The 19,488-nt window shown below is 71.9% G+C and carries 18 protein-coding genes; 16 read left to right on the top strand and 2 right to left on the bottom strand.

Annotated elements, in window-relative coordinates; genetic code table 11:
• Positions 1–64: 64 nt before the first annotated feature.
• Positions 65–733, bottom strand: a complete 669-nt coding sequence (locus ACIGFK_RS12715) for a bifunctional DNA primase/polymerase (RefSeq protein ID WP_376658249.1) — start codon at positions 731–733, stop codon at positions 65–67.
• 396 nt (positions 734–1,129) lie between these two features.
• Between ACIGFK_RS12715 and ACIGFK_RS12710 the strand changes: the two genes are divergently transcribed.
• From ACIGFK_RS12710 to ftsH, 6 genes are all read left to right on the top strand, one after another.
• Positions 1,130–2,623 carry a hypothetical protein gene (locus tag ACIGFK_RS12710; RefSeq protein WP_376658248.1) on the top strand — a complete coding sequence of 498 codons (1,494 nt, stop codon included), beginning with the start codon at positions 1,130–1,132 and terminating at the stop codon, positions 2,621–2,623.
• Between the two features lie 293 nt (positions 2,624–2,916).
• Positions 2,917–4,260, top strand: coding sequence for an ammonium transporter (locus tag ACIGFK_RS12705; RefSeq protein WP_376658247.1), 1,344 nt, complete (start codon positions 2,917–2,919; stop codon positions 4,258–4,260).
• Positions 4,257–4,595, top strand: coding sequence for a P-II family nitrogen regulator (locus tag ACIGFK_RS12700; RefSeq protein WP_030708521.1), 339 nt, complete (start codon positions 4,257–4,259; stop codon positions 4,593–4,595). The genes ACIGFK_RS12705 and ACIGFK_RS12700 overlap by 4 nt, the downstream gene beginning before the upstream one ends.
• A 17-nt stretch (positions 4,596–4,612) precedes the next feature.
• Entirely contained in the window at positions 4,613–7,039 is a 2,427-nt protein-coding gene (locus ACIGFK_RS12695) for a [protein-PII] uridylyltransferase (protein ID WP_400051485.1), read from the top strand.
• A 192-nt stretch (positions 7,040–7,231) separates the two neighbouring features.
• Positions 7,232–8,803 carry a signal recognition particle protein gene (gene ffh, locus ACIGFK_RS12690; RefSeq protein ID WP_376658245.1) on the top strand — a complete coding sequence of 524 codons (1,572 nt, stop codon included), beginning with the start codon at positions 7,232–7,234 and terminating at the stop codon, positions 8,801–8,803.
• Positions 8,804–8,921: 118 nt separating this feature from the next.
• Positions 8,922–10,859 (top strand): ATP-dependent zinc metalloprotease FtsH, encoded by a 1,938-nt coding sequence (ftsH, locus tag ACIGFK_RS12685; RefSeq protein ID WP_376658244.1) that lies wholly within the window; start codon positions 8,922–8,924, stop codon positions 10,857–10,859.
• A gap of 10 nt (positions 10,860–10,869) precedes the next feature.
• Here ftsH and ACIGFK_RS12680 read toward each other — a convergent pair whose 3' ends face one another.
• Positions 10,870–11,556: a methyltransferase type 11 gene (locus ACIGFK_RS12680; protein WP_376658243.1), complete on the bottom strand. Its 687-nt coding sequence runs from the start codon at positions 11,554–11,556 to the stop codon at positions 10,870–10,872.
• Positions 11,557–11,687: 131 nt separating this feature from the next.
• Here ACIGFK_RS12680 and proS point away from each other — a divergent pair, with 131 nt between their 5' ends.
• The 10 genes from proS (at position 11,688) to lepB (ACIGFK_RS12630) (ending at position 19,470) form a co-directional block, all read left to right on the top strand.
• On the top strand, positions 11,688–13,100 hold the full coding sequence (gene proS / locus ACIGFK_RS12675; protein WP_376658242.1) for a proline--tRNA ligase: 1,413 nt from the start codon (positions 11,688–11,690) through the stop codon (positions 13,098–13,100).
• Between the two features lie 199 nt (positions 13,101–13,299).
• Positions 13,300–13,896 (top strand): hypothetical protein, encoded by a 597-nt coding sequence (locus ACIGFK_RS12670; protein ID WP_376655676.1) that lies wholly within the window; start codon positions 13,300–13,302, stop codon positions 13,894–13,896.
• Positions 13,897–14,253: 357 nt separating this feature from the next.
• Positions 14,254–14,691 (top strand): 30S ribosomal protein S16, encoded by a 438-nt coding sequence (gene rpsP / locus ACIGFK_RS12665; RefSeq protein WP_351318398.1) that lies wholly within the window; start codon positions 14,254–14,256, stop codon positions 14,689–14,691.
• 2 nt (positions 14,692–14,693) lie between these two features.
• Positions 14,694–14,933, top strand: a complete 240-nt coding sequence (locus tag ACIGFK_RS12660; protein ID WP_030011889.1) for an RNA-binding protein — start codon at positions 14,694–14,696, stop codon at positions 14,931–14,933.
• Between the two features lie 82 nt (positions 14,934–15,015).
• Complete coding sequence (gene rimM, locus ACIGFK_RS12655) at positions 15,016–15,567, top strand: ribosome maturation factor RimM (protein WP_376655677.1); 552 nt, start codon at positions 15,016–15,018, stop codon at positions 15,565–15,567.
• Positions 15,567–16,388 carry a tRNA (guanosine(37)-N1)-methyltransferase TrmD gene (gene trmD / locus ACIGFK_RS12650; RefSeq protein WP_376655678.1) on the top strand — a complete coding sequence of 274 codons (822 nt, stop codon included), beginning with the start codon at positions 15,567–15,569 and terminating at the stop codon, positions 16,386–16,388. Before rimM ends, trmD begins: the two co-directional genes overlap by 1 nt.
• Before the next feature lie 133 nt (positions 16,389–16,521).
• Complete coding sequence (gene rplS / locus ACIGFK_RS12645; protein WP_073911044.1) at positions 16,522–16,872, top strand: 50S ribosomal protein L19; 351 nt, start codon at positions 16,522–16,524, stop codon at positions 16,870–16,872.
• 44 nt (positions 16,873–16,916) lie between these two features.
• Positions 16,917–17,639, top strand: a complete 723-nt coding sequence (lepB, locus tag ACIGFK_RS12640) for a signal peptidase I (protein WP_376655679.1) — start codon at positions 16,917–16,919, stop codon at positions 17,637–17,639.
• Positions 17,632–18,450 carry a signal peptidase I gene (lepB, locus tag ACIGFK_RS12635; RefSeq protein WP_376655680.1) on the top strand — a complete coding sequence of 273 codons (819 nt, stop codon included), beginning with the start codon at positions 17,632–17,634 and terminating at the stop codon, positions 18,448–18,450. Before lepB (ACIGFK_RS12640) ends, lepB (ACIGFK_RS12635) begins: the two co-directional genes overlap by 8 nt.
• Positions 18,451–18,564: 114 nt before the next feature.
• Entirely contained in the window at positions 18,565–19,470 is a 906-nt protein-coding gene (gene lepB / locus ACIGFK_RS12630; protein ID WP_376655681.1) for a signal peptidase I, read from the top strand.
• Positions 19,471–19,488 lie beyond the last annotated feature (18 nt).

Here is a 19,488-nt window from a genome sequence, read left to right as displayed (position 1 = left end):
CGCACACCGGTGCCCCCGCGTTCCACCGGAACACGGGGGCACCGCCGTATCCGCCGGACACCCCCTAGTCGCGGAAGCGGTGGCAGATGTAGGCGAGGGTGCCCAACAGGAGCCGGGCCTGCGGCGGGCCGCCGGCGTTGTCCAGCGCGGGCGGGCGCAGCCAGCCGACCTGGCCGAGCCCGGCCCGGTCCGAGGGCGGGACCGTCACGAAGGCCCCCTCGCCCAGGGCCCTCAGGTCCAGGTCGGCGTCGTCCCAGCCCATCCGGTACAGCAGCTGCGGCAGCTCGGCCGCAGCGCCCGGCGCCACGAAGAACTGGGCCCGGCCGTCCGGGGTCGAGACCACCGGGCCGAGCGGCAGCCCCATCCGCTCCAGCCGCACCAGCGCGCGCCGCCCGGCCTCCCCGGACACCTCGATCACGTCGAAGGAGCGGCCCACCGGGAGCAGCACCGCCGCACCCGGATACTCGCTCCAGGCCTCGGTGACCTCGTCCAGGGTGGCCCCGGCCTTCACCGTGGGGGCGAAGGGCAGGGGGTGCGCCCCGGGAGCCGCGCACCGTGCGTCCCCGCAGGAACAGTCGCGGGAGGGTGCCGCGGCCCGCGCGCCGGGAACCACGTCCCAGCCCCACAGTCCCGTGTACTCCGCCACCGCCGTGCACTCGGAGGTCCGGCCGCGGCGCCGGGCGCCGGAACGGAATTCCTTGGTGCCGCGGCTGCCGCCGATCGTGAAGCCCATGCCCATGCCCCCTCCAACGGGTCGGACGCGCCGGTGGTTACGAGGCCGGTGGGACCTGCTCCCGCGGGGTGCGGCCCGCTGCCGCCCGGCGCACTCCTCGCCGCGCGCGCCCTGAGCGCACTCCAGTCCAACCGGACCGTTTTCACCTCGTGTCAAGTGAATCGTGCCTGGCCGGTGGCGAGTTCATTCGAAGGGGTGGCGAATGGTGGCGTTTCTGGAATCGACCTCGCCGAAGGGGTGATCGTAGGATTACTTTCAGTGCACGAACCCCGAAGGCGCACCCATCCGTGGGTATGCCGGAGGCAATGTGTGGAGGACCTGTGAAGGTCCGTGATGGCGCCCGGCGCCACGGCCAGGGTTTCGTGTGGAAGATGCTGAGCGGATGGGGGCGTTCCAGTGAGCGGCAACAGCGCAAGCGGAACGACGGACGACGCTGCCGCGCGCAACGAACAGCTGACGTCGTGGTTCGTCCGCAGCGGTTGGTCCAAGGGCGAGCTCGCCCGCCAGGTCAACCGGCGGGCCCGCCAGATGGGCGCGCACCACATCAGCACGGACACCTCCCGGGTGCGCCGCTGGCTCGACGGTGAACAGCCCCGCGAGCCCGTCCCGAGGATCCTCTCCGAGCTGTTCTCCGAGCGCTTCGGCTCCGTCGTCGCCATCGAGCAGCTCGGCCTGCGCACCGCGCACCAGACCCCCTCCGTCTCCGGGGTCGACCTGCCCTGGGCCGGCCCGCAGACCGTCGAACTGCTCGGCGAGTTCTCGCGCAGCGACCTGATGCTGGCCCGCCGCGGCTTCCTCGGGACCTCGCTCGCCCTCTCCGCCGGCCCCGCCCTCATCGAGCCCATGCAGCGCTGGCTCGTCCCGGTCCCGGCCGCCGACCCGGGATCGCGGGAAGCGGGGCCGGCGGGCGCACCCGGCGGCCACCGCCCGCCCCGGCTCTCGGAACCGGAACTCGACCTGCTCGACGCGACCACCGTCATGTTCCGCCAGTGGGACGCCCAGTGCGGCGGCGGACTGCGCCGCAAGGCCGTCGTCGGCCAGCTGCACGAGGTCACCGACCTGCTCCAGGAGAACCACCCGGCGCCCGTCATGAAGCGGCTCTTCAAGGTCGCCGCGGAACTCGCCGAGCTGGCCGGATGGATGAGCTACGACATCGGCCTGCACCCCACCGCCCAGAAGTACTTCGTCCTCGCGCTGCACGCCGCGAAGGAGGCCGGGGACAAGCCGCTGGGCTCGTACATCCTCTCCGGCATGAGCCGCCAGATGATCCACCTGGGCCGCCCCGAGGACGCCCTGGAACTCATCCACCTCGCGCAGTACGGCAGCCGAGACTGCGCCGGCCCGCGCACCCAGGCCATGCTGTATGCGATGGAGGCCCGCGCCTACGCCAACATGGGCCAGCCCAGCCGCTGCAAGCGGGCCGTGCGGATGGCCGAGGACACCTTCGGCGACGTCGGCTTCGCGGGCGGCGAGCCCGAGCCCGACTGGATCCGCTTCTTCTCCGAGGCCGAGCTCAACGGCGAGAACTCCCACTCGTACCGCGACCTGGCCTACGTCGCCGGGCGCAGCCCCATGTACGCCTCCCTCGCCGAACCCGTCATGGAGCGGGCCGTCGAACTCTTCGAGAAGGACCAGGAGCACCAGCGCTCCTACGCACTCAACCTCATCGGCATGGCCACCGTGCACCTGCTCCAGCGTGAGCCCGAGCAGGCCGCGGTCCTGGTCGACCGGGCCCTGGTCGTGGCGGGAAAGGTCCGGTCCGAACGGGTGAACACCCGGCTGCGCAAGACCGTCGACACCGCCGCCCGTGAGTACGGGGACGTCGCCGAGATCGTCCGGCTCACCGACCACCTCGCCTCGCGCCTCCCCGAAGCGGCGGAGGCCGTCTGACGGCCCCAGCGGCCGCCCCCCAAGGCCCCGGCCGCGGCAGTCACCCCGTGAAGCCCGATCAGGCTCCCCCAGCCAGGACGTCCGGGTCACTGCCGCGGCCGGTTGAAGCACCGACCAGTTCATGGACGCGTAACACGCCCGACCTCTTCGTCATCGGAGCGAAACACCGAGCGGCGCCGCCGGAAACCGGCCTGCGCGAATCTCATGGCCAATAACCGGCCAGTTCCCATACGCCGCCGCTCAGGTTTTCACGATCGCCCGCACGCGAACGTACCGACGACGAGGAGACGCCGATGGCATCAGCCATCACGACCCTCGCGGCAGACGCCCCCACGCTGTCTGCCGCGAACACCGGGTTCATGCTCATCTGCTCCGCCCTGGTCATGCTGATGACCCCGGGACTCGCCTTCTTCTACGGAGGCATGGTCCGCGTCAAGAGCAGCCTCAACATGCTGATGATGAGCTTCATCAGCCTCGGGATCGTCACGATCCTCTGGGTGCTCTACGGCTTCAGCCTCGCCTTCGGCACCGACTCCGGCTCCCTCATCGGCTGGAACTCCGACTACCTCGGCCTCAGCGGCATCGGGATCACCGAGCTGTGGGACGGGTACACCATCCCCGTCTACGTCTTCGCCGTCTTCCAGCTGATGTTCGCCGTGATCACCCCGGCCCTGATCAGCGGCGCGCTCGCCGACCGCGTGAAGTTCAGCGCCTGGGCCCTGTTCACGGCCCTGTGGGTCACCGTCGTGTACTTCCCCGTCGCCCACTGGGTGTGGGGCGCGGGCGGCTGGCTCTTCGAGCTCGGCGTCATCGACTTCGCGGGCGGCACCGCCGTCCACATCAACGCCGGCGCCGCAGCCCTCGGCGTGATCCTCGTCATCGGCAAGCGCGTCGGCTTCAAGAAGGACCCGATGCGCCCGCACAGCCTGCCGCTCGTGATGCTCGGCGCCGGCCTGCTGTGGTTCGGCTGGTTCGGCTTCAACGCCGGTTCCTGGCTCGGCAACGACGACGGCGTGGGCGCGGTCATGTTCGTGAACACCCAGGTCGCCACCGCCGCCGCCATGCTCGCCTGGCTCGGCTACGAGAAGCTGCGCCACGGCTCCTTCACCACCCTCGGCGCCGCCTCCGGCGCGGTCGCGGGCCTCGTCGCCATCACCCCCTCCGGCGGCTCCTGCTCCCCGCTCGGCGCGATCGCCATCGGCGCCATCGCCGGCCTGCTGTGTGCCATGGCCGTCGGACTCAAGTACAAGTTCGGCTACGACGACTCCCTCGACGTGGTCGGCGTCCACCTCGTCGGCGGTGTCGTCGGCTCCCTCCTCGTGGGCTTCTTCGCCACCGGCGGGGTCCAGTCCGACGCGGCCGGCCTCTTCTACGGCGGCGGCCTCGAACAGCTCGGCAAGCAGGCCATCGGGGTCTTCTCCGTCCTCGCCTACTCTCTGGTGGCGTCCGCGCTGCTCGCCTTCCTCCTCGACAAGACCCTCGGGATGCGGGTCAGCGAGGACGACGAGGTCGCCGGCATCGACCAGATCGAACACGCCGAGACCGCCTACGACTTCAGCGGAGCCGGCGGCGGCGCAGCCTCGCGCAACACCGCCGCCCCCACCCACTCCGCCGTGAACAAGAAGGTCGACGCATGAAGCTGATCACCGCGATCGTCAAGCCGCACAAGCTGGACGAGATCAAGGAAGCCCTCCAGACCTTCGGAGTCCAGGGCCTCACGGTCACCGAGGCCAGCGGCTACGGCCGCCAGCGCGGCCACACCGAGGTCTACCGCGGCGCCGAGTACCAGGTCGACCTGGTACCCAAGATCCGCATCGAGGTGCTGGTCGACGACTCCGACGCCGAGGAGCTGATCCGCGTCATCGTGAGCGCGGCCGCCACCGGCAAGATCGGCGACGGCAAGGTGTGGAGCGTCCCCGTGGACTCGGTCGTACGGGTCCGCACCGGCGAGCGCGGCGCCGACGCCCTCTAGACGACGGGAGCTCCCGGGTGACGAGTGTCGAAGAACCCACGGACCACACGGCCGACCCGGGAGCCGGCGGATATGCCGCGGCCCGGCTGCGACTCCTCCAGGAGGAGTCGCGGTCCGGGCCCTCGCGGCGTTCCGCACTGGCCGGGCTGACCGACGAATGGCTGACCTCCCTGTTCACGGCCGCCGCACGGGAGACGGGCGTCCGGGGTGCCGCCCTGGTGGCCGTCGGCGGCTACGGCAGGGCCGAACTCTCCCCGCGCAGCGACCTCGACCTGGTGCTGCTGCACGACGGCAAGGCCGAACCGCGGGCGCTGGGCGCGCTCGCCGACCGGCTCTGGTACCCCGTGTGGGACCTCGGCCTCGCCCTCGACCACTCCGTACGGACCCCCGCCGAGGCCCGCAAGACCGCCGCCGAGGACCTCAAGGTGCACCTCGGGCTGCTCGACGCCCGCTCCGTCGCGGGCGACGCGGGGCTCCTCGCCGGCCTGCGCACCTCCGTCCTGGCCGACTGGCGCAACCAGGCCGCCAAGCGGCTCCCGCAGCTGCACACCCTGTGCCGCGACCGGGCCGAGCGCTCCGGTGAGCTGCGCTTCCTCCTCGAACCCGACCTCAAGGAGGCCCGCGGCGGCCTGCGCGACATCACCGCCCTGCGGGCCGTCGCCGCGTCCTGGCTGGCCGACGCCCCGCGCGAGGGCCTCGCCCAGGCCCGCCGCAGGCTCCTCGACGCCCGCGACGCCCTCCACCTCGTCACCGGCCGCGCCACCGACCGGCTCTCCCTGCAGGAACAGGACCAGGTCGCGGCGCAGCTCGGGCTGCTCGACGCCGACGCGCTGCTGCGCGAGGTGTACGAGGCCGCGCGCGTGGTCTCGTACGCCGGGGACGTGACCTGGCGCGAGGTCGGCCGGGTGCTGCGGGCACGCTCCGCCCGCCCCAGGCTCCGCGGGCTGCTCGGCACCCGGGGCGCCCCGGCCGCCGCGCGGGCACCGCTGGCCGACGGGGTCGTGGAGTCCGACGGCGAGGCCGTGCTGGCCCTGGCCGCGCGCCCCGACCGCGACCCGGTGCTGCCGCTCCGCTTCGCCGCGGCCGCCGCCCAGGCGGGCCTTCCCGTCTCGCCGCACGCCGTACGACGGCTCGCCGCGCAGGCGAAACCGCTCCCCGTGCCGTGGCCGGCCGAGGCCCGCGAGCAACTGGTGACGCTGCTGGGCGCGGGGGAGCCGACCGTGGCCGTCTGGGAGGCCCTGGAGGCGGAAGGCCTGATCGGCCGGCTGCTGCCCGACTGGGAGCGGGTGCGCTGCCGCCCCCAGCGCAACCCCGTCCACACCTGGACGGTGGACAGGCACCTCATCGAGACGGCGGTGCGCGCCTCCGCCCTCACCCGCCGGGTCGGCCGGCCGGACCTGCTCCTCATGGCCGCCCTCCTGCACGACATCGGCAAGGGCTGGCCCGGGGACCACTCGGTGGCCGGCGAGACCATCGCCCGCGACGTCGCCGCCCGGGTCGGCTTCGACGAGCGGGACACCGCCGTCCTCGGCACGCTCGTACGCCACCACCTGCTGCTGATCGACACCGCGACCCGGCGGGACCTGGACGACCCCGCGACCGTCCGCACGGTCGCCGAGGCCGTCGGGTCGGTGGGCACGCTGGAGATACTGCACGCCCTCACCGAGGCCGACGCCCTCGCCACCGGCCCGGCCGCGTGGAGCGCCTGGCGCGGCTCCCTCGTGGCCGACCTCGTCGCCCGGGCCGCCGCCGTCCTGCGCGGCACCGCCCCGGAGGCGGGGGAGCCGGAGATCCCGACCGCGGAACAGGAACGCCTCGCGGTGGAGGCCCTGCGCACGGGGGAGCCGGTGCTGGCGCTCCAGGCCCGGCACGAGGAGGACATGGTCGGCGTGGAACTGGTCGTGGCCGTCCCCGACCAGCCGGGGGTCCTGCCCGCCGTCGCCGGGGTGCTGGCCCTGCACCGGCTCACGGTCCGGGCGGCCGACCTGCGCTCCACGGAGCTCCCGGACCGACTGGGCGAGGTCCTGGTGCTGCGGTGGCGGGTGTCGGCCGAGTACGGCGCGCTTCCGCAGGCGGCCCGGCTGCGGACCGATCTGGTGCGCGCGCTGGACGGCTCGCTGGACGTCCCGGCGAAGCTGGCCGACCGCGAGGCGGCGTATCCGCGCCGGCGCGGGGTCGTGCCCCCGCCGCCGCGGGTCACCGTCGTCGCGGACGTCTCCTCGCTGGCCACCGTCCTGGAGGTCCGCGCGCCGGACGCGGTGGGGCTGCTGCACAGGATCGGCCGGGCGCTGGAGTCCCGCGGGGTGCGGGTGCGCAGTGCGCACGTGTCGACGCTGGGTGCGAACGCCGTGGACACCCTCTACGTCACCACGCCCGAGGGCAAACCCCTGGACGCGGAGGACGCGACCGCCCTGGCCGGGTTGGTGGAGTCGGCCCTGGCGTAGGTGCGGGGGCCGCTGCGCGGTCCGGGGGTCCGGGGCGGAGCCCCGGGTCTTCGGCCCCGCCGGGCAGGCGGTAGCGGCCGCTTCGGGACGCTCCGCCCGGCCCCGGGTACGTACCGCCGGGCCCACCACTTGGCACGGCCCGATACCCTGGGGGACACCACACCGCCCCCGACCCGAGGAATCGCGACCACCGTGTTCGATACGCTCTCCGACCGCTTGGCGAATACCTTCAAGGGCCTGCGCGGCAAAGGCCGGCTGTCCGAGGCTGACATCGACTCCGCGGCCCGGGAAATCCGTATCGCCCTCCTCGAGGCCGACGTCGCCCTCCCGGTCGTCCGCTCCTTCATCGCGAACGTCAAGGAACGCGCCCGCGGCGAAGAGGTCAGCAAGGCGCTGAACCCCGGCCAGCAGGTCCTGAAGATCGTCAACGACGAGCTCGTCACGATCCTCGGCGGCGAGACCCGGCGGCTCCGCTTCGCCAAGACCGCGCCCACCGTGATCATGCTGGCCGGTCTCCAGGGTGCCGGTAAGACCACCCTCGCCGGAAAGCTCGGCCTCTGGCTGAAGGGGCAGGGCCACACCCCGCTCCTCGTCGCGTGCGACCTCCAGCGCCCCAACGCCGTCAACCAGCTCTCGGTCGTCGCCGACCGTGCCGGGGTGGCGTTCTACGGTCCCCAGCCCGGCAACGGCATCGGCGACCCGGTCCAGGTGGCCAAGGACTCCGTCGAGTACGCGCGCACCAAGCAGCACGACATCGTGATCGTCGACACCGCCGGCCGCCTCGGCATCGACCAGGAGCTGATGCAGCAGGCCGCGGACATCCGCGACGCGGTCTCGCCCGACGAGATCCTGTTCGTCGTCGACGCCATGATCGGCCAGGACGCGGTCAACACCGCCGAGGCCTTCCGCGACGGCGTCGGCTTCGACGGCGTGGTGCTCTCGAAGCTCGACGGCGACGCCCGCGGTGGTGCCGCGCTCTCCATCGCGCACGTCACCGGCAAGCAGATCATGTTCGCCTCGAACGGCGAGAAGCTCGACGAGTTCGACGCCTTCCACCCGGACCGCATGGCGGGCCGGATCCTCGACATGGGTGACATGCTCACCCTCATCGAGCAGGCCGAGAAGACCTTCTCGCAGGCCGAGGCCGAGAAGATGGCGGCCAAGCTCGCCAAGGGCCCGAAGGAGTTCACGCTCGACGACTTCCTGGCCCAGATGGAGCAGGTCCGCAAGATGGGCTCCATCTCGAAGCTCCTCGGGATGCTCCCCGGCATGGGGCAGATCAAGGACCAGATCAACAACATCGACGAGCGGGACGTGGACCGCACCGCCGCGATCATCAAGTCGATGACCCCGGCCGAGCGCCAGGACCCGACGATCATCAACGGCTCGCGCCGCGCCCGTATCGCCAAGGGCTCCGGCACCGAGGTCAGCGCCGTCAAGTCGCTGGTCGAGCGGTTCTTCGACGCCCGCAAGATGATGTCCCGCATGGCCCAGGGCGGCGGCATGCCGGGCATGCCCGGCATCCCCGGGATGGGCGGCGGCCCCGGCCGGCAGAAGAAGCAGGTCAAGCAGGCCAAGGGCAAGCGCAAGAGCGGCAACCCGATGAAGCGCCGGGAAGAGGAGGCCGCCGCGGCGGCCCGCCGCGAGCAGGGCGCGCAGGCGATCGAGCCCGCGGCCGGCGGCAACCCCTTCGGCCTTCCCACGGGTGGCCGGCCGGGGCAGGACTTCGACCTCCCGGACGAGTTCAAGAAGTTCATGAAGTAGTACCTCGTGAGGTGGGCCCCGGCCGTGTTCGCACGGCCGGGGCCCTTCCGTTTCCACCGCGGCGAGGGTTCGTTTTATCCCTTATCGTCGGCCGGGGGGACGGAAGAAGGAGGCCGCCGTGCCCAGCCCCACTCCCGTACCGCCCCGCGACCGGGCCGATACGCCCTGGCGTTCGGAGGGCGCACCGCCCGCCCCGCCCCCCAGGAAGCGGATGCCGGGCGGCTGGCGGACGCTCGTCCTCGTCGCCCTGATCGCGTACCTGATCGCCAACCTGGTGCTGTCCTTCTTCAACGAGGGCGACGAGCCGACCATCTCGTACACCGAGTTCAGCAAGCAGGTCGCGAGCGGCAACGTCTCGAAGATCTACTCCAAGGGCGACGCCATCCAGGGCCAGCTGAAGGCCGAGCAGCCCCTGCCCGACGGGGACAAGGGCGACTACACCAAATTCGTCACCCAGCGCCCGGCCTTCGCCGACGACGACCTGTGGGCCAACCTCACCAAGCAGAACGTGAACGTGACGGCCCGCCCGGTCGTCGAGCAGCGCAGCTTCCTCGCCAACCTGCTGCTCTCCCTCGCCCCGGTGCTGCTGCTGGTCCTCCTGTGGGTGTTCGTCGCCCGGCGCATGGGCGCGGGGATGGGCGGCATGGGCGGGCTGGGCCGCAAGGCCCCGCCCAAGCCGGTGGAGCTGCAGGAGGGCGCCCCGCGCACCACCTTCGAGGACGTGGCCGGAATCGACGAGGTCCAGGGGGAGCTCAACGACGTCGTCGACTTCCTCAAGAACCCGCAGGCGTACCGCAGGATGGGCGCCCGGATGCCCGGCGGGGTCCTGCTCGCGGGCCCGCCCGGCACGGGCAAGACCCTGCTCGCGCGGGCCGTCGCGGGCGAGGCGGGGGTGCCGTTCTTCTCCGCCTCGGCCTCCGAGTTCATCGAGATGATCGTCGGCGTCGGCGCCTCCCGGGTGCGGGAACTGTTCACCGAGGCGCGCAAGGTGGCCCCCGCGATCATCTTCATCGACGAGATCGACACCATCGGCCGGATCCGCGGCGGGGGCGCGGCCATGGGCGGCCACGACGAACGCGAGCAGACCCTGAACCAGATCCTCACCGAGATGGACGGGTTCTCGGGCTCGGAGGGCGTCGTCGTGCTCGCCGCCACCAACCGCGCGGACGTGCTGGACCCGGCTCTGACCCGCCCCGGCCGCTTCGACCGCACCGTGGTCGTCGCCCCGCCGGACCGGGCCGGCCGCGAGGCCATCCTGCGCATCCACACCCGCGACATCCCGCTCGCCGACGGCGTCGACCTGGCCCGGGTCGCCACGACCACCCCCGGTATGACCGGCGCCGAGCTGGCCAACCTGGCCAACGAGGCCGCGCTGCTCGCCGTCAAACGCCAGCAGGACGAGGTCACGCAGTCCGACCTGTCCGACGCCCTGGAGAAGGTGCAGCTGGGTGCGGAACGGCCGCTGGTCATGCCGGAGGACGAGCGCCGGCGGACGGCGTACCACGAGAGCGGACACGCCCTCCTGGGCATGCTCCAGCCGGGCGCCGACCCCGTCCGCAAGATCACCATCGTCCCCCGCGGCCGGGCGCTCGGCGTCACCCTCTCGGTCCCGGACGCCGACCGGTACGCGTACACCGAGGACTACCTGCGCGGCCGCATCATCGGGGCGCTGGGCGGCATGGCCGCCGAGCACACCGTCTACGACGTGATCACCACGGGTGCGGAGAACGACCTGGAACAGGTCACCAACATCGTGCGCGGCATGGTCGGCCGCTGGGGCATGAGCGAGCGCATCGGGCGCCTCACCGCGATCCCCTCCGATGCGCAGAGCCCCTACGGCCTGACCGCGGCCCCGGCCACCCTCGACGCCGTGGACAAAGAGATGCGCCGGATCGTCGACGAGTGCTACGTCGAGGCCTGCCGCCTGCTGCGCGAACACCGCCCGCAACTCGACTCGCTGGCGGAGGCCCTCCTCGCCAACGAGACCCTGGACGAGCCGGCCGCCTACGCCGCCGCGGGCATCCCGCGGCTGACGAAGGCGCACGGCACCGACTGACGGGCGGCGGTTACGCCGTCCGGGCGATCACGTACCGGAAGATGTTCGGCAGCCACACGGCGCCGTCGGACCGCTCGAACGGGTGAAGCGCCTCGGCGAGCTCCTTCTCCGCCAGAGCGGGGTCCGCGGCCGCGTCGTAGAGCCCGGTCGACATCAGCCCCCGCACCGCGCTGTCCACGTCGGCGTACCCGAACGGGCAGAACACCCGCCCCGACCCGTCCGGCCGCAGCCCGGCCCCCTCCGCCAGCGCGTCCAGGTCCCGCGGCACCGGCCCACGGCCGAGGACCGACGGCACCGTGCAGCGCTCCGCGGGACCCCAGCCCGCCAGCACCACGGCCCCGCCGCGCCGGACCAGGGGCAGGGCCGAGGCCAGGGCCGCCGGGGTGGGCGAGAAGGCCAGCACGGCGTCGTAGCGGCGGTCCGCCACGGACTGCGCGGGCGGGGCCGCCAGCACCTCCAGCAGCCGCTCGCGCGCCAGCGCGCGCCGCGCGGGATCCGCCTCCACGCCCGTGGCGGAGGCGCCCCGTCCGGCGGCCAGCAGCAGGGGCAGACCGGCCCCGCAGTCGAGGCCCAGCAGCCGGTCGCCCGGCCCGACCTCCAGCCGGTCGTAGACCGCTTCGTACAGCGGTACCAGCATCCGTTCCTGGATCTCCGCCCAGTCCCGGGCGACGAGCGTCGCCGTCGGCGTCGGTGTCATCGAAAGAGCGCTCCTGATTCCGTCTCGCCCCCTTGCCCCCGTTGCCAGAGAACTCCCCATTCGCCCCCGCGTCCAGAGGAGCGGGTCACCCGATTCACGCTCGGTGCGCGCGGCGCCGTACCATTCGCGCCATGGCAAAGGCACCCGTTCTCACCCCGCAGGCGGAGGATTTCCCCCGCTGGTACCAGGATCTGATCAACAAGGCCGAGCTGGCCGACAACGGCCCGGTGCGCGGCACGATGGTCATCCGACCGTACGGCTACGGGCTGTGGGAGCGGATGCAGCAGGAGATGGACGCGCGCATCAAGGAAGCGGGCGCCCAGAACGCCTACTTCCCGCTGTTCATCCCGCAGTCGTACCTGACGAAGGAAGCCGAGCACGTCGAGGGCTTCGCCCCCGAGCTGGCCGTCGTCACGCACGGCGGCGGCAAGGAGCTGGAAGAGCCGGTCGTCGTCCGGCCCACCTCCGAGACGATCATCAACGACTACTTCTCCAAGTGGGTCCAGAGCTACCGCGACCTGCCCCTGCTGATCAACCAGTGGGCCAACGTGGTCCGCTGGGAGATGCGCCCGCGCGTGTTCCTCCGTACGAGCGAGTTCCTCTGGCAGGAGGGCCACACCGCCCACGCCACCTACGAGGACGCCCGCGACTACGCCGCCCGGATCCACACGGACGTCTACGGCGACTTCATGAAGAACGTCCTCGGCATCGACGTGGTCCTCGGCCGCAAGACCGCCAAGGAGCGCTTCGCCGGCGCCATCAACACCCTCACCCTCGAGGGCATGATGGGCGACGGCAAGGCCCTGCAGATGGGCACGAGCCACGAGCTCGGCACCAACTTCGCGAAGGCCTTCAACACGCAGTACCTGTCGAAGGAGGGCCAGCAGGAGCTGGTCTGGCAGACCTCGTGGGGCGTCTCGACCCGCATGGTCGGCGGCCTGATCATGTCCCACGGCGACGACAACGGCCTGCGGGTCCCGCCGCGCCTGGCCCACGTCCAGGTCGTCGTCATGGCGATCAAGGGCGACGAGGCCGTGGCGAAGGTCCGCGAGCTGGGCGGTCAGCTCAAGGCCGCCGGCCTGCGCGTGCACGTCGACGACCGCGTCGACACCCCCTTCGGCCGCCGCGCCGTGGACTGGGAGCTCAAGGGCGTACCGGTCCGCATCGAGATCGGCCCGCGCGACCTGGAGAACGGCACCGCGATGCTGGCCCGCCGCATCCCGGGCGGCAAGGAGCCGGTGCAGATCACCGAGCTGCTCGACCTGCTGCCCAAGGTGCTGGACGAGGACCAGGCGCAGCTGCTGCGCGAGTCCCGCGAGCGCCGCGAGTCCCGCACGACCGACGTCGCGACCATCGAGGAGGCCGCCGAGGCCGCCATCGCCGGCGGCTGGGCGCGCATCCCGTGGGCCGACCTCGGTCCGGAGGGCGAGGCGAAGCTGGCCGAGCAGGCCGTCTCCGTGCGCTGCCTGATCGCCGAGGACGGGTCGGTGCCGCAGGCCGACGACGCCCCCGGTACCCTCGCGATCGTCGCGCGTTCGTACTGATCGCCCCGTCAGCCCCGGCGCGCGGCCCGTTCCGCGCGCCGGGGCTGATGTCTGCCGGTCGACGTTACGTACCGACTCCTCCTGACATCGGCGCACCCGTCCTCGTCAGGACGCATGAGGCTGAACTGACTGGTACGTGCAAAAAATTTGGAATGGCCCGGAATCGGAACACCCGGGGCCCCCGGCTCGTTGTCACGACGTGAGCACGACACCACCTGTTCTCGCCGCAGAGCTGGCGCAGGCGTGGGCCGACATTCAGCGGTACCACCCCGAGCTGCCTGACCTTGCCGCGCCCGAGTCCCTGATCGGAGAGTCCTCGTCCGCCTGTGGCGCCGAACTCTCCTTCGAGCGACTGCTGCACGAGGCAGTCCACGGCATCGCCGCCGCCCGCGGGGTCCGTGACACCTCCCGCGCCGGCCGCTACCACAACCGCAGATTCCTGGCGATCGCCGAGGAGATGGGGCTGGACCACTCCGACGAGCCGCATGCGAGCAGCGGCTTCTCACTGGTCACGCTCAACCCCGAGGCGAAGAAGCGCTACCGCCCGACGATGGAGCGGCTGCAGCGCGCCCTCAAGGCGCACACGGCCGCCACCGCCGCCGACACGAAGCGCAGCTTCCGCGGACCGGCCGCCCGCCACGGCTCCTCCGGCGGCGGCGTCCGGGTGAAGGCGGTCTGCGACTGCGGGCGCAACGTCCGGGTGGTCCCCTCGGTCCTGGCGCAGGCCCCGATCGTGTGCGGGGGCTGCATGAAGCCCTTCCGCATCCCCGAGGTGGCCCTCTCGGCCGTCTCCTGAGCGCTGTCTCACTGTGGCGGCGTACGGGCACCGGCCGCACACCGGCACCGCAATCACGCCGCTCGCCTCCGCGCAAGCGCCCGCCGCCCGCACGGCGCCCGCACCCGCACGAACGCGTAAGCGCGCCGCCGACAGGAGGTGCGCCCGCAGGGGGGCGGGGGCGGGCCCCCGTGGCAGGTGGATCTCCCCTCACTGCCGAGCGCGCCGCAGGCGTGTGGCACAATGGCTAGCTGTACTCGACAGTCGCATAGGACCCCTCTCTCCTCCGGCTGACGCGTCCATCGGGCACCCGAGTACCGCAACCCCACGTGGCATCTCATGTGCCCAACCACGTCAAGTTCAGGAGACACCACTCCAGTGGCAGTCAAGATCAAGCTCAAGCGCCTCGGCAAGATTCGCCAGCCGCACTACCGCATCGTCGTCGCGGACGCCCGTACCCGTCGGGACGGTCGCGCGATCGAAGAGATCGGTATCTACCACCCGACCTACAACCCGTCGCGCATCGAGGTCAACGCCGAGCGTGCGCAGTACTGGCTGTCCGTCGGCGCCCAGCCCACCGAGGCTGTGCTCGCCATCCTGAAGCTGACCGGTGACTGGCAGGCCCACAAGGGCCTCCCCGCCCCCGCGCCGCTGCTCCAGCCGGCGACGAAGGAAGACAAGCGTCGTTCCTTCGACGAGTTCGCCAAGGCCCTCGAGGGTGGCGACGCCAAGGGCGAGGCCATCACACAGAAGGCCAAGAAGGCCGACAAGAAGGCGGACGAGGCTGAGGCCGCCGCCGAGTCGACCGAGGCCTGATCATGCTCGAGGAGGCTCTTGAGCACCTCGTAAAGGGCATTGTGGACAACCCCGACGAAGTGCAGGTCGCCTCGCGCAACCTGCGCCGCGGACAGGTGCTCGAGGTCCGGGTCCACCCCGACGACCTCGGCAAGGTGATCGGCCGCAACGGCCGCACCGCACGTGCACTGCGTACCGTCGTGGGCGCCATCGGCGGCCGGGGGATCCGCGTCGACCTCGTCGACGTGGACCAGGTCCGCTGAGCAGTTGAATCACCGGCACGGGCCGGGGAGGGCATACGTGTCCGCCCCGGCCCGTTGTCGTCCGAACAGGAGAGTTTCTCAGGTGGAGCTGGTAGTCGCGCGGGTCGGCCGCGCCCACGGGATCAAGGGTGAGGTCACCGTCGAGGTGCGCACGGACGAGCCGGAGCTGCGGCTCTCGCCCGGCGCCGTGCTCCGCACCGAACCGGCGTCGGCGGGCCCGCTGACCATCGAGACGGGCCGGGTGCACAGCGGCCGGCTCCTGCTCCGCTTCGCGGGCGTCAAGGACCGCACCGGCGCCGAGGGGCTGCGCAACACGCTGCTGATCGCGGACGTGGACCCGACCGAACTCCCCGAGGAGGAGGACGAGTACTACGACCACCAGCTCATGGACCTGGACGTCGTGCTCGAGGACGGCACCGAGATCGGCCGGATCACCGAGATCTCCCACCTGCCGTCGCAGGACCTCTTCATCGTCGAGCGCCCCGACGGCACCGAGGTGATGATCCCCTTCGTCGAGGAGATCGTCGCCGAGATCGATCTGGAGGAGCAGCGCTGCGTCATCACCCCGCCGCCCGGGCTGATCGACGACCGCGCCGAGATCGCCTCCGCCCGTGACGCCGAGGGCGACGCCTGATGCGTCTCGACGTCGTCACGATCTTCCCCGAGTACCTGGAACCGCTGAACGTGTCCCTCGTCGGCAAGGCGCGCGCCCGCGGCCAGCTCGACGTACACGTCCACGACCTGCGGGACTGGACCTACGACCGGCACAACACCGTCGACGACACCCCCTACGGCGGCGGTCCCGGCATGGTCATGAAGACCGAGCCGTGGGGCGCCGCCCTGGACGAGGCGCTCGCCGACGGCTACGAGGCGGGGGCCCACGGGCCCGTCATGGTCGTCCCGACGCCCAGCGGCCGCCCCTTCACCCAGGAGCTCGCCGTCGAGCTCTCCGAGCGGCCCTGGCTGATCTTCACGCCGGCCCGCTACGAGGGCATCGACCGCCGGGTCATGGACGAGTACGCCACGCGCATGCCGGTGTACGAGGTCTCCATCGGCGACTACGTCCTGGCGGGCGGCGAGGCCGCGGTGCTGGTGGTCACCGAGGCGGTGGCCCGGCTGCTGCCCGGCGTGCTCGGCAACGCCGAATCGCACCGGGACGACTCCTTCGCCCCGGGGGAGATGGCGAACCTGCTGGAGGGGCCCGTCTACACGAAGCCCCCGGTGTGGCGCGGACGGGACATCCCCGAGGTGCTGCTCAGCGGCCACCACGGGAAGATCGCCCGCTGGCGCCGGGACGAGGCCTTCCGCCGGACCGCGGCCAACCGCCCCGACCTGATCGAGCGCTGCGAGGCCTCCGGCTTCGACAAGAAGGACCGGGAGATCCTCTCCATCCTGGGCTGGCAGCCCACCGCCGACGGCCGATTTTGGCGCAAGCCGGAGGCCGTGGAAGAATAGGCGGCTGCTGTGTGCTCGCGGGCGCCCCTGCCACAGGGGGATCGTCGTCCGACGGGTGGCACGGCTCCCGAATTCTCTACGGAAACCCGCACTGGCGACCTGTGGCGTCATGCGAAGAAAGCAGACGAAGAACATGTCTCACCTGCTCGATGGCGTCAACGCCGCCGCGCTCCGCTCGGACGTCCCGGCCTTCCGCCCGGGTGACACGATCAACGTGCACGTCCGCGTTATCGAGGGCAACCGCTCCCGTATCCAGCAGTTCAAGGGCGTAGTCATCCGTCGCCAGGGCGCCGGTGTCTCCGAGACCTTCACCGTTCGCAAGGTCTCCTTCAGCGTCGGCGTGGAGCGTACCTTCCCGGTCCACTCCCCGATCTTCGAGAAGATCGAGCTCGTCACCCGCGGTGACGTGCGCCGCGCCAAGCTGTACTACCTCCGTGAGCTCCGCGGCAAGGCCGCGAAGATCAAGGAGAAGCGCGACAACTGAGGTCCCCTCCGGTGTCCGGGACAGGCCGGATAGGCTCCCTCCCGATGGACACCGAAGCACCTCACACGCAGCGCGGCCACTCCTCCCCCGGCAAGGGGGAGGGGCGGCCGCGTTTTGCGTTGTCGGCGGCCGTGCGGCCGCTGACCTGGCGGCGGGCCGGCGTGCTCGGCGTGCTCTGCACCGTCCTGCTGCTGCTCGTCAGCAACTTCGTGGTCCAGCCCTTCCTCATCCCGAGCCGCTCGATGGAGCCGACGCTCCAGGTGGGCGACCGGGTGCTGGTCAACAAGCTGGCGTACCGGTCCGGCGAACAGCCCCGCCGCGGCGACATCGTGGTCTTCGACGGCACCGGCTCCTTCGTACGGGAACGCCCCGAGGGCAATGCGGTGGGCCGGCTCCTGCACGGCGCGGCCTCGGCGCTGGGGCTCGCGGAGCCCTCGGACACCGACTTCGTGAAACGGGTCGTGGGCGTCGGCGGCGACGACGTGGTGTGCTGTGACGCCTCCGGGCGGATCGAGGTCAACGGCGTACCCCTCGACGAGCCGTACCTCCACCCCGGCGACGCGCCCTCGCAGGTGCCGTTCCGGATCGTGGTGCCGCTCGGGACGCTGTGGGTGATGGGTGATCACCGCTCCCAGTCCCGGGACTCCCGGGACCACCTCGGGGAGCCGGGCGGGGGGATGGTGCCGGTGGACAAGGTGATCGGGCGGGCCGACTGGATCGGCTGGCCGGTGTCCCGCTGGGGCTCCGCCGGCGGCGGGCATGGGTAGCCGCGGACGGCCGCGGCACGAACCGGCGCCCGAGCCGGGCAGCCGGGCCGAGCGGCGGAGGCTGGCCCGCCGGGTCAGGCGGCGCCGCCGCACGCGCCGGGCCGGTGAGGTGCCGCTGCTGGTGGTGGTGGCGCTCTGCATCGCCATGCTCCTCAAGACCTTCTTCATACAGGCCTTCTTCATCCCGTCGGGCTCGATGGAGCAGACCATCCGGATCGGCGACCGGGTCCTGGTGGACAAGCTGACCCCGTGGTTCGGCTCCAAGGTCGAGCGCGGCGACATCGTCGTGTTCAAGGACCCGGGCGGCTGGCTCCGGGGCGAGGCGGCCCGGCCGGCCCCCGACCCGATCGGCATCAAGCAGATCAAGCAGACGCTGACCTTCATCGGCCTGCTGCCCTCGGCCGACGAGCAGGACCTGATCAAGCGCGTCATCGGCGTCGGCGGGGACACCGTCAAGTGCTGCGACGCCAGGGGCCGGGTCACCGTCAACGGCCAGCCGCTCGACGAGCCGTACGTGAGTCCCGGCAACGCCCCCTCCGACATCCCGTTCGAGGTACAGGTCCCGGCGGGCCGGCTCTTCGTGATGGGCGACCACCGGGCGAACTCGGCGGACTCCCGCTACCACCTCGACGAGGCCTTCCAGGGCACGATCGACGAGAACGGGGTGGTGGGCGAGGCCGTGGTCATCGCGTGGCCCTACGGGCACTGGACGAGCTTCGACACGCCCGCCACCTTCCGCATGGTGCCCGATCAGGCGAGGCGCGAGGCACGGACGCGTCGCCGGCGCCGCCGGGCCGCGCCGTTCGCATAGTGTGTCCTGGGTCTCCCGCGCCTTAGGGAACTCCCGCTCGTTAGGGGAGGGGAGGGCCCGTGTCCGATTTCGGCGCGGGCGGCGATCTCTAATTGAGGAGTGGATGTGGGGGATGTGGCGGTAGGCGCACGGTCCGGACGCGACGAGGGCGAAGAGCGGCCGGATGACGACGCCGTCGCGCGCGAGGCCGAGGAGGGGGAGGGCGAAGCCAAGGCGCAGGCGCACCGATCCTTCTGGAAGGAGCTCCCGCTCCTCGTGGGCATCGCCCTGCTGCTGGCCCTGCTGATCAAGACCTTCCTGGTCCAGGCGTTCTCGATCCCGTCCGACTCGATGCAGAACACCCTGCAGCGGGGCGACCGGGTGCTGGTCGACAAGCTGACCCCGTGGTTCGGCTCCGAGCCGGAGCGCGGCGAGGTCGTCGTCTTCCACGACCCGTTGAACTGGCTGTCCGGGGAGCCCACGCCGGAGCCCAACTTCGCGCAGCAGGTCCTCAGCAAGATCGGTCTGATGCCGTCCGCGGACGAGAAGGACCTGATCAAGCGCACCATCGCCATCGGCGGGGACACGGTCGAGTGCAAGAAGGGCGGACCGGTCGTCGTCAACGGCAAGCCGCTGGACGAGCCGTACATCTTCCCCGGCAACACCCCGTGCGACGACATGCCCTTCGGGCCGATCACCGTGCCCAAGGGCAAGATCTGGGTGATGGGCGACCACCGGCAGAACTCCCAGGACTCCCGCTACCACATGCAGGACGCCACCCAGGGCTTCGTGCCGGTCGACAAGGTCGTCGGGCGGGCCGTCGTGGTCGCGTGGCCGCTGAACCGCTGGGCCACCCTGCCGGTCCCGGACACCTTCGACCAGCCGGGCATCGGCAACCAGGCCGCGGCCGATGCGCTCGGTCTCGGGGCCTCCGGCCTCGCTCCCGTCGGGCTCGGCCCGGCCGCACTGGGGCTCACCGGCGCTGTGCCGCTCGTCATGTGGCGCCGCAGGAGGCTGACCAGCGGGCGTACTGCCGGGTAGGGTGCCGCCCAGGTCGAC

This window comes from Streptomyces sp. NPDC085524 (assembly GCF_044541755.1).
In the GTDB taxonomy this organism is placed as follows: Bacteria; Actinomycetota; Actinomycetes; order Streptomycetales; family Streptomycetaceae; genus Streptomyces.
This window is presented reverse-complemented; position numbering and strand designations above follow the sequence as displayed.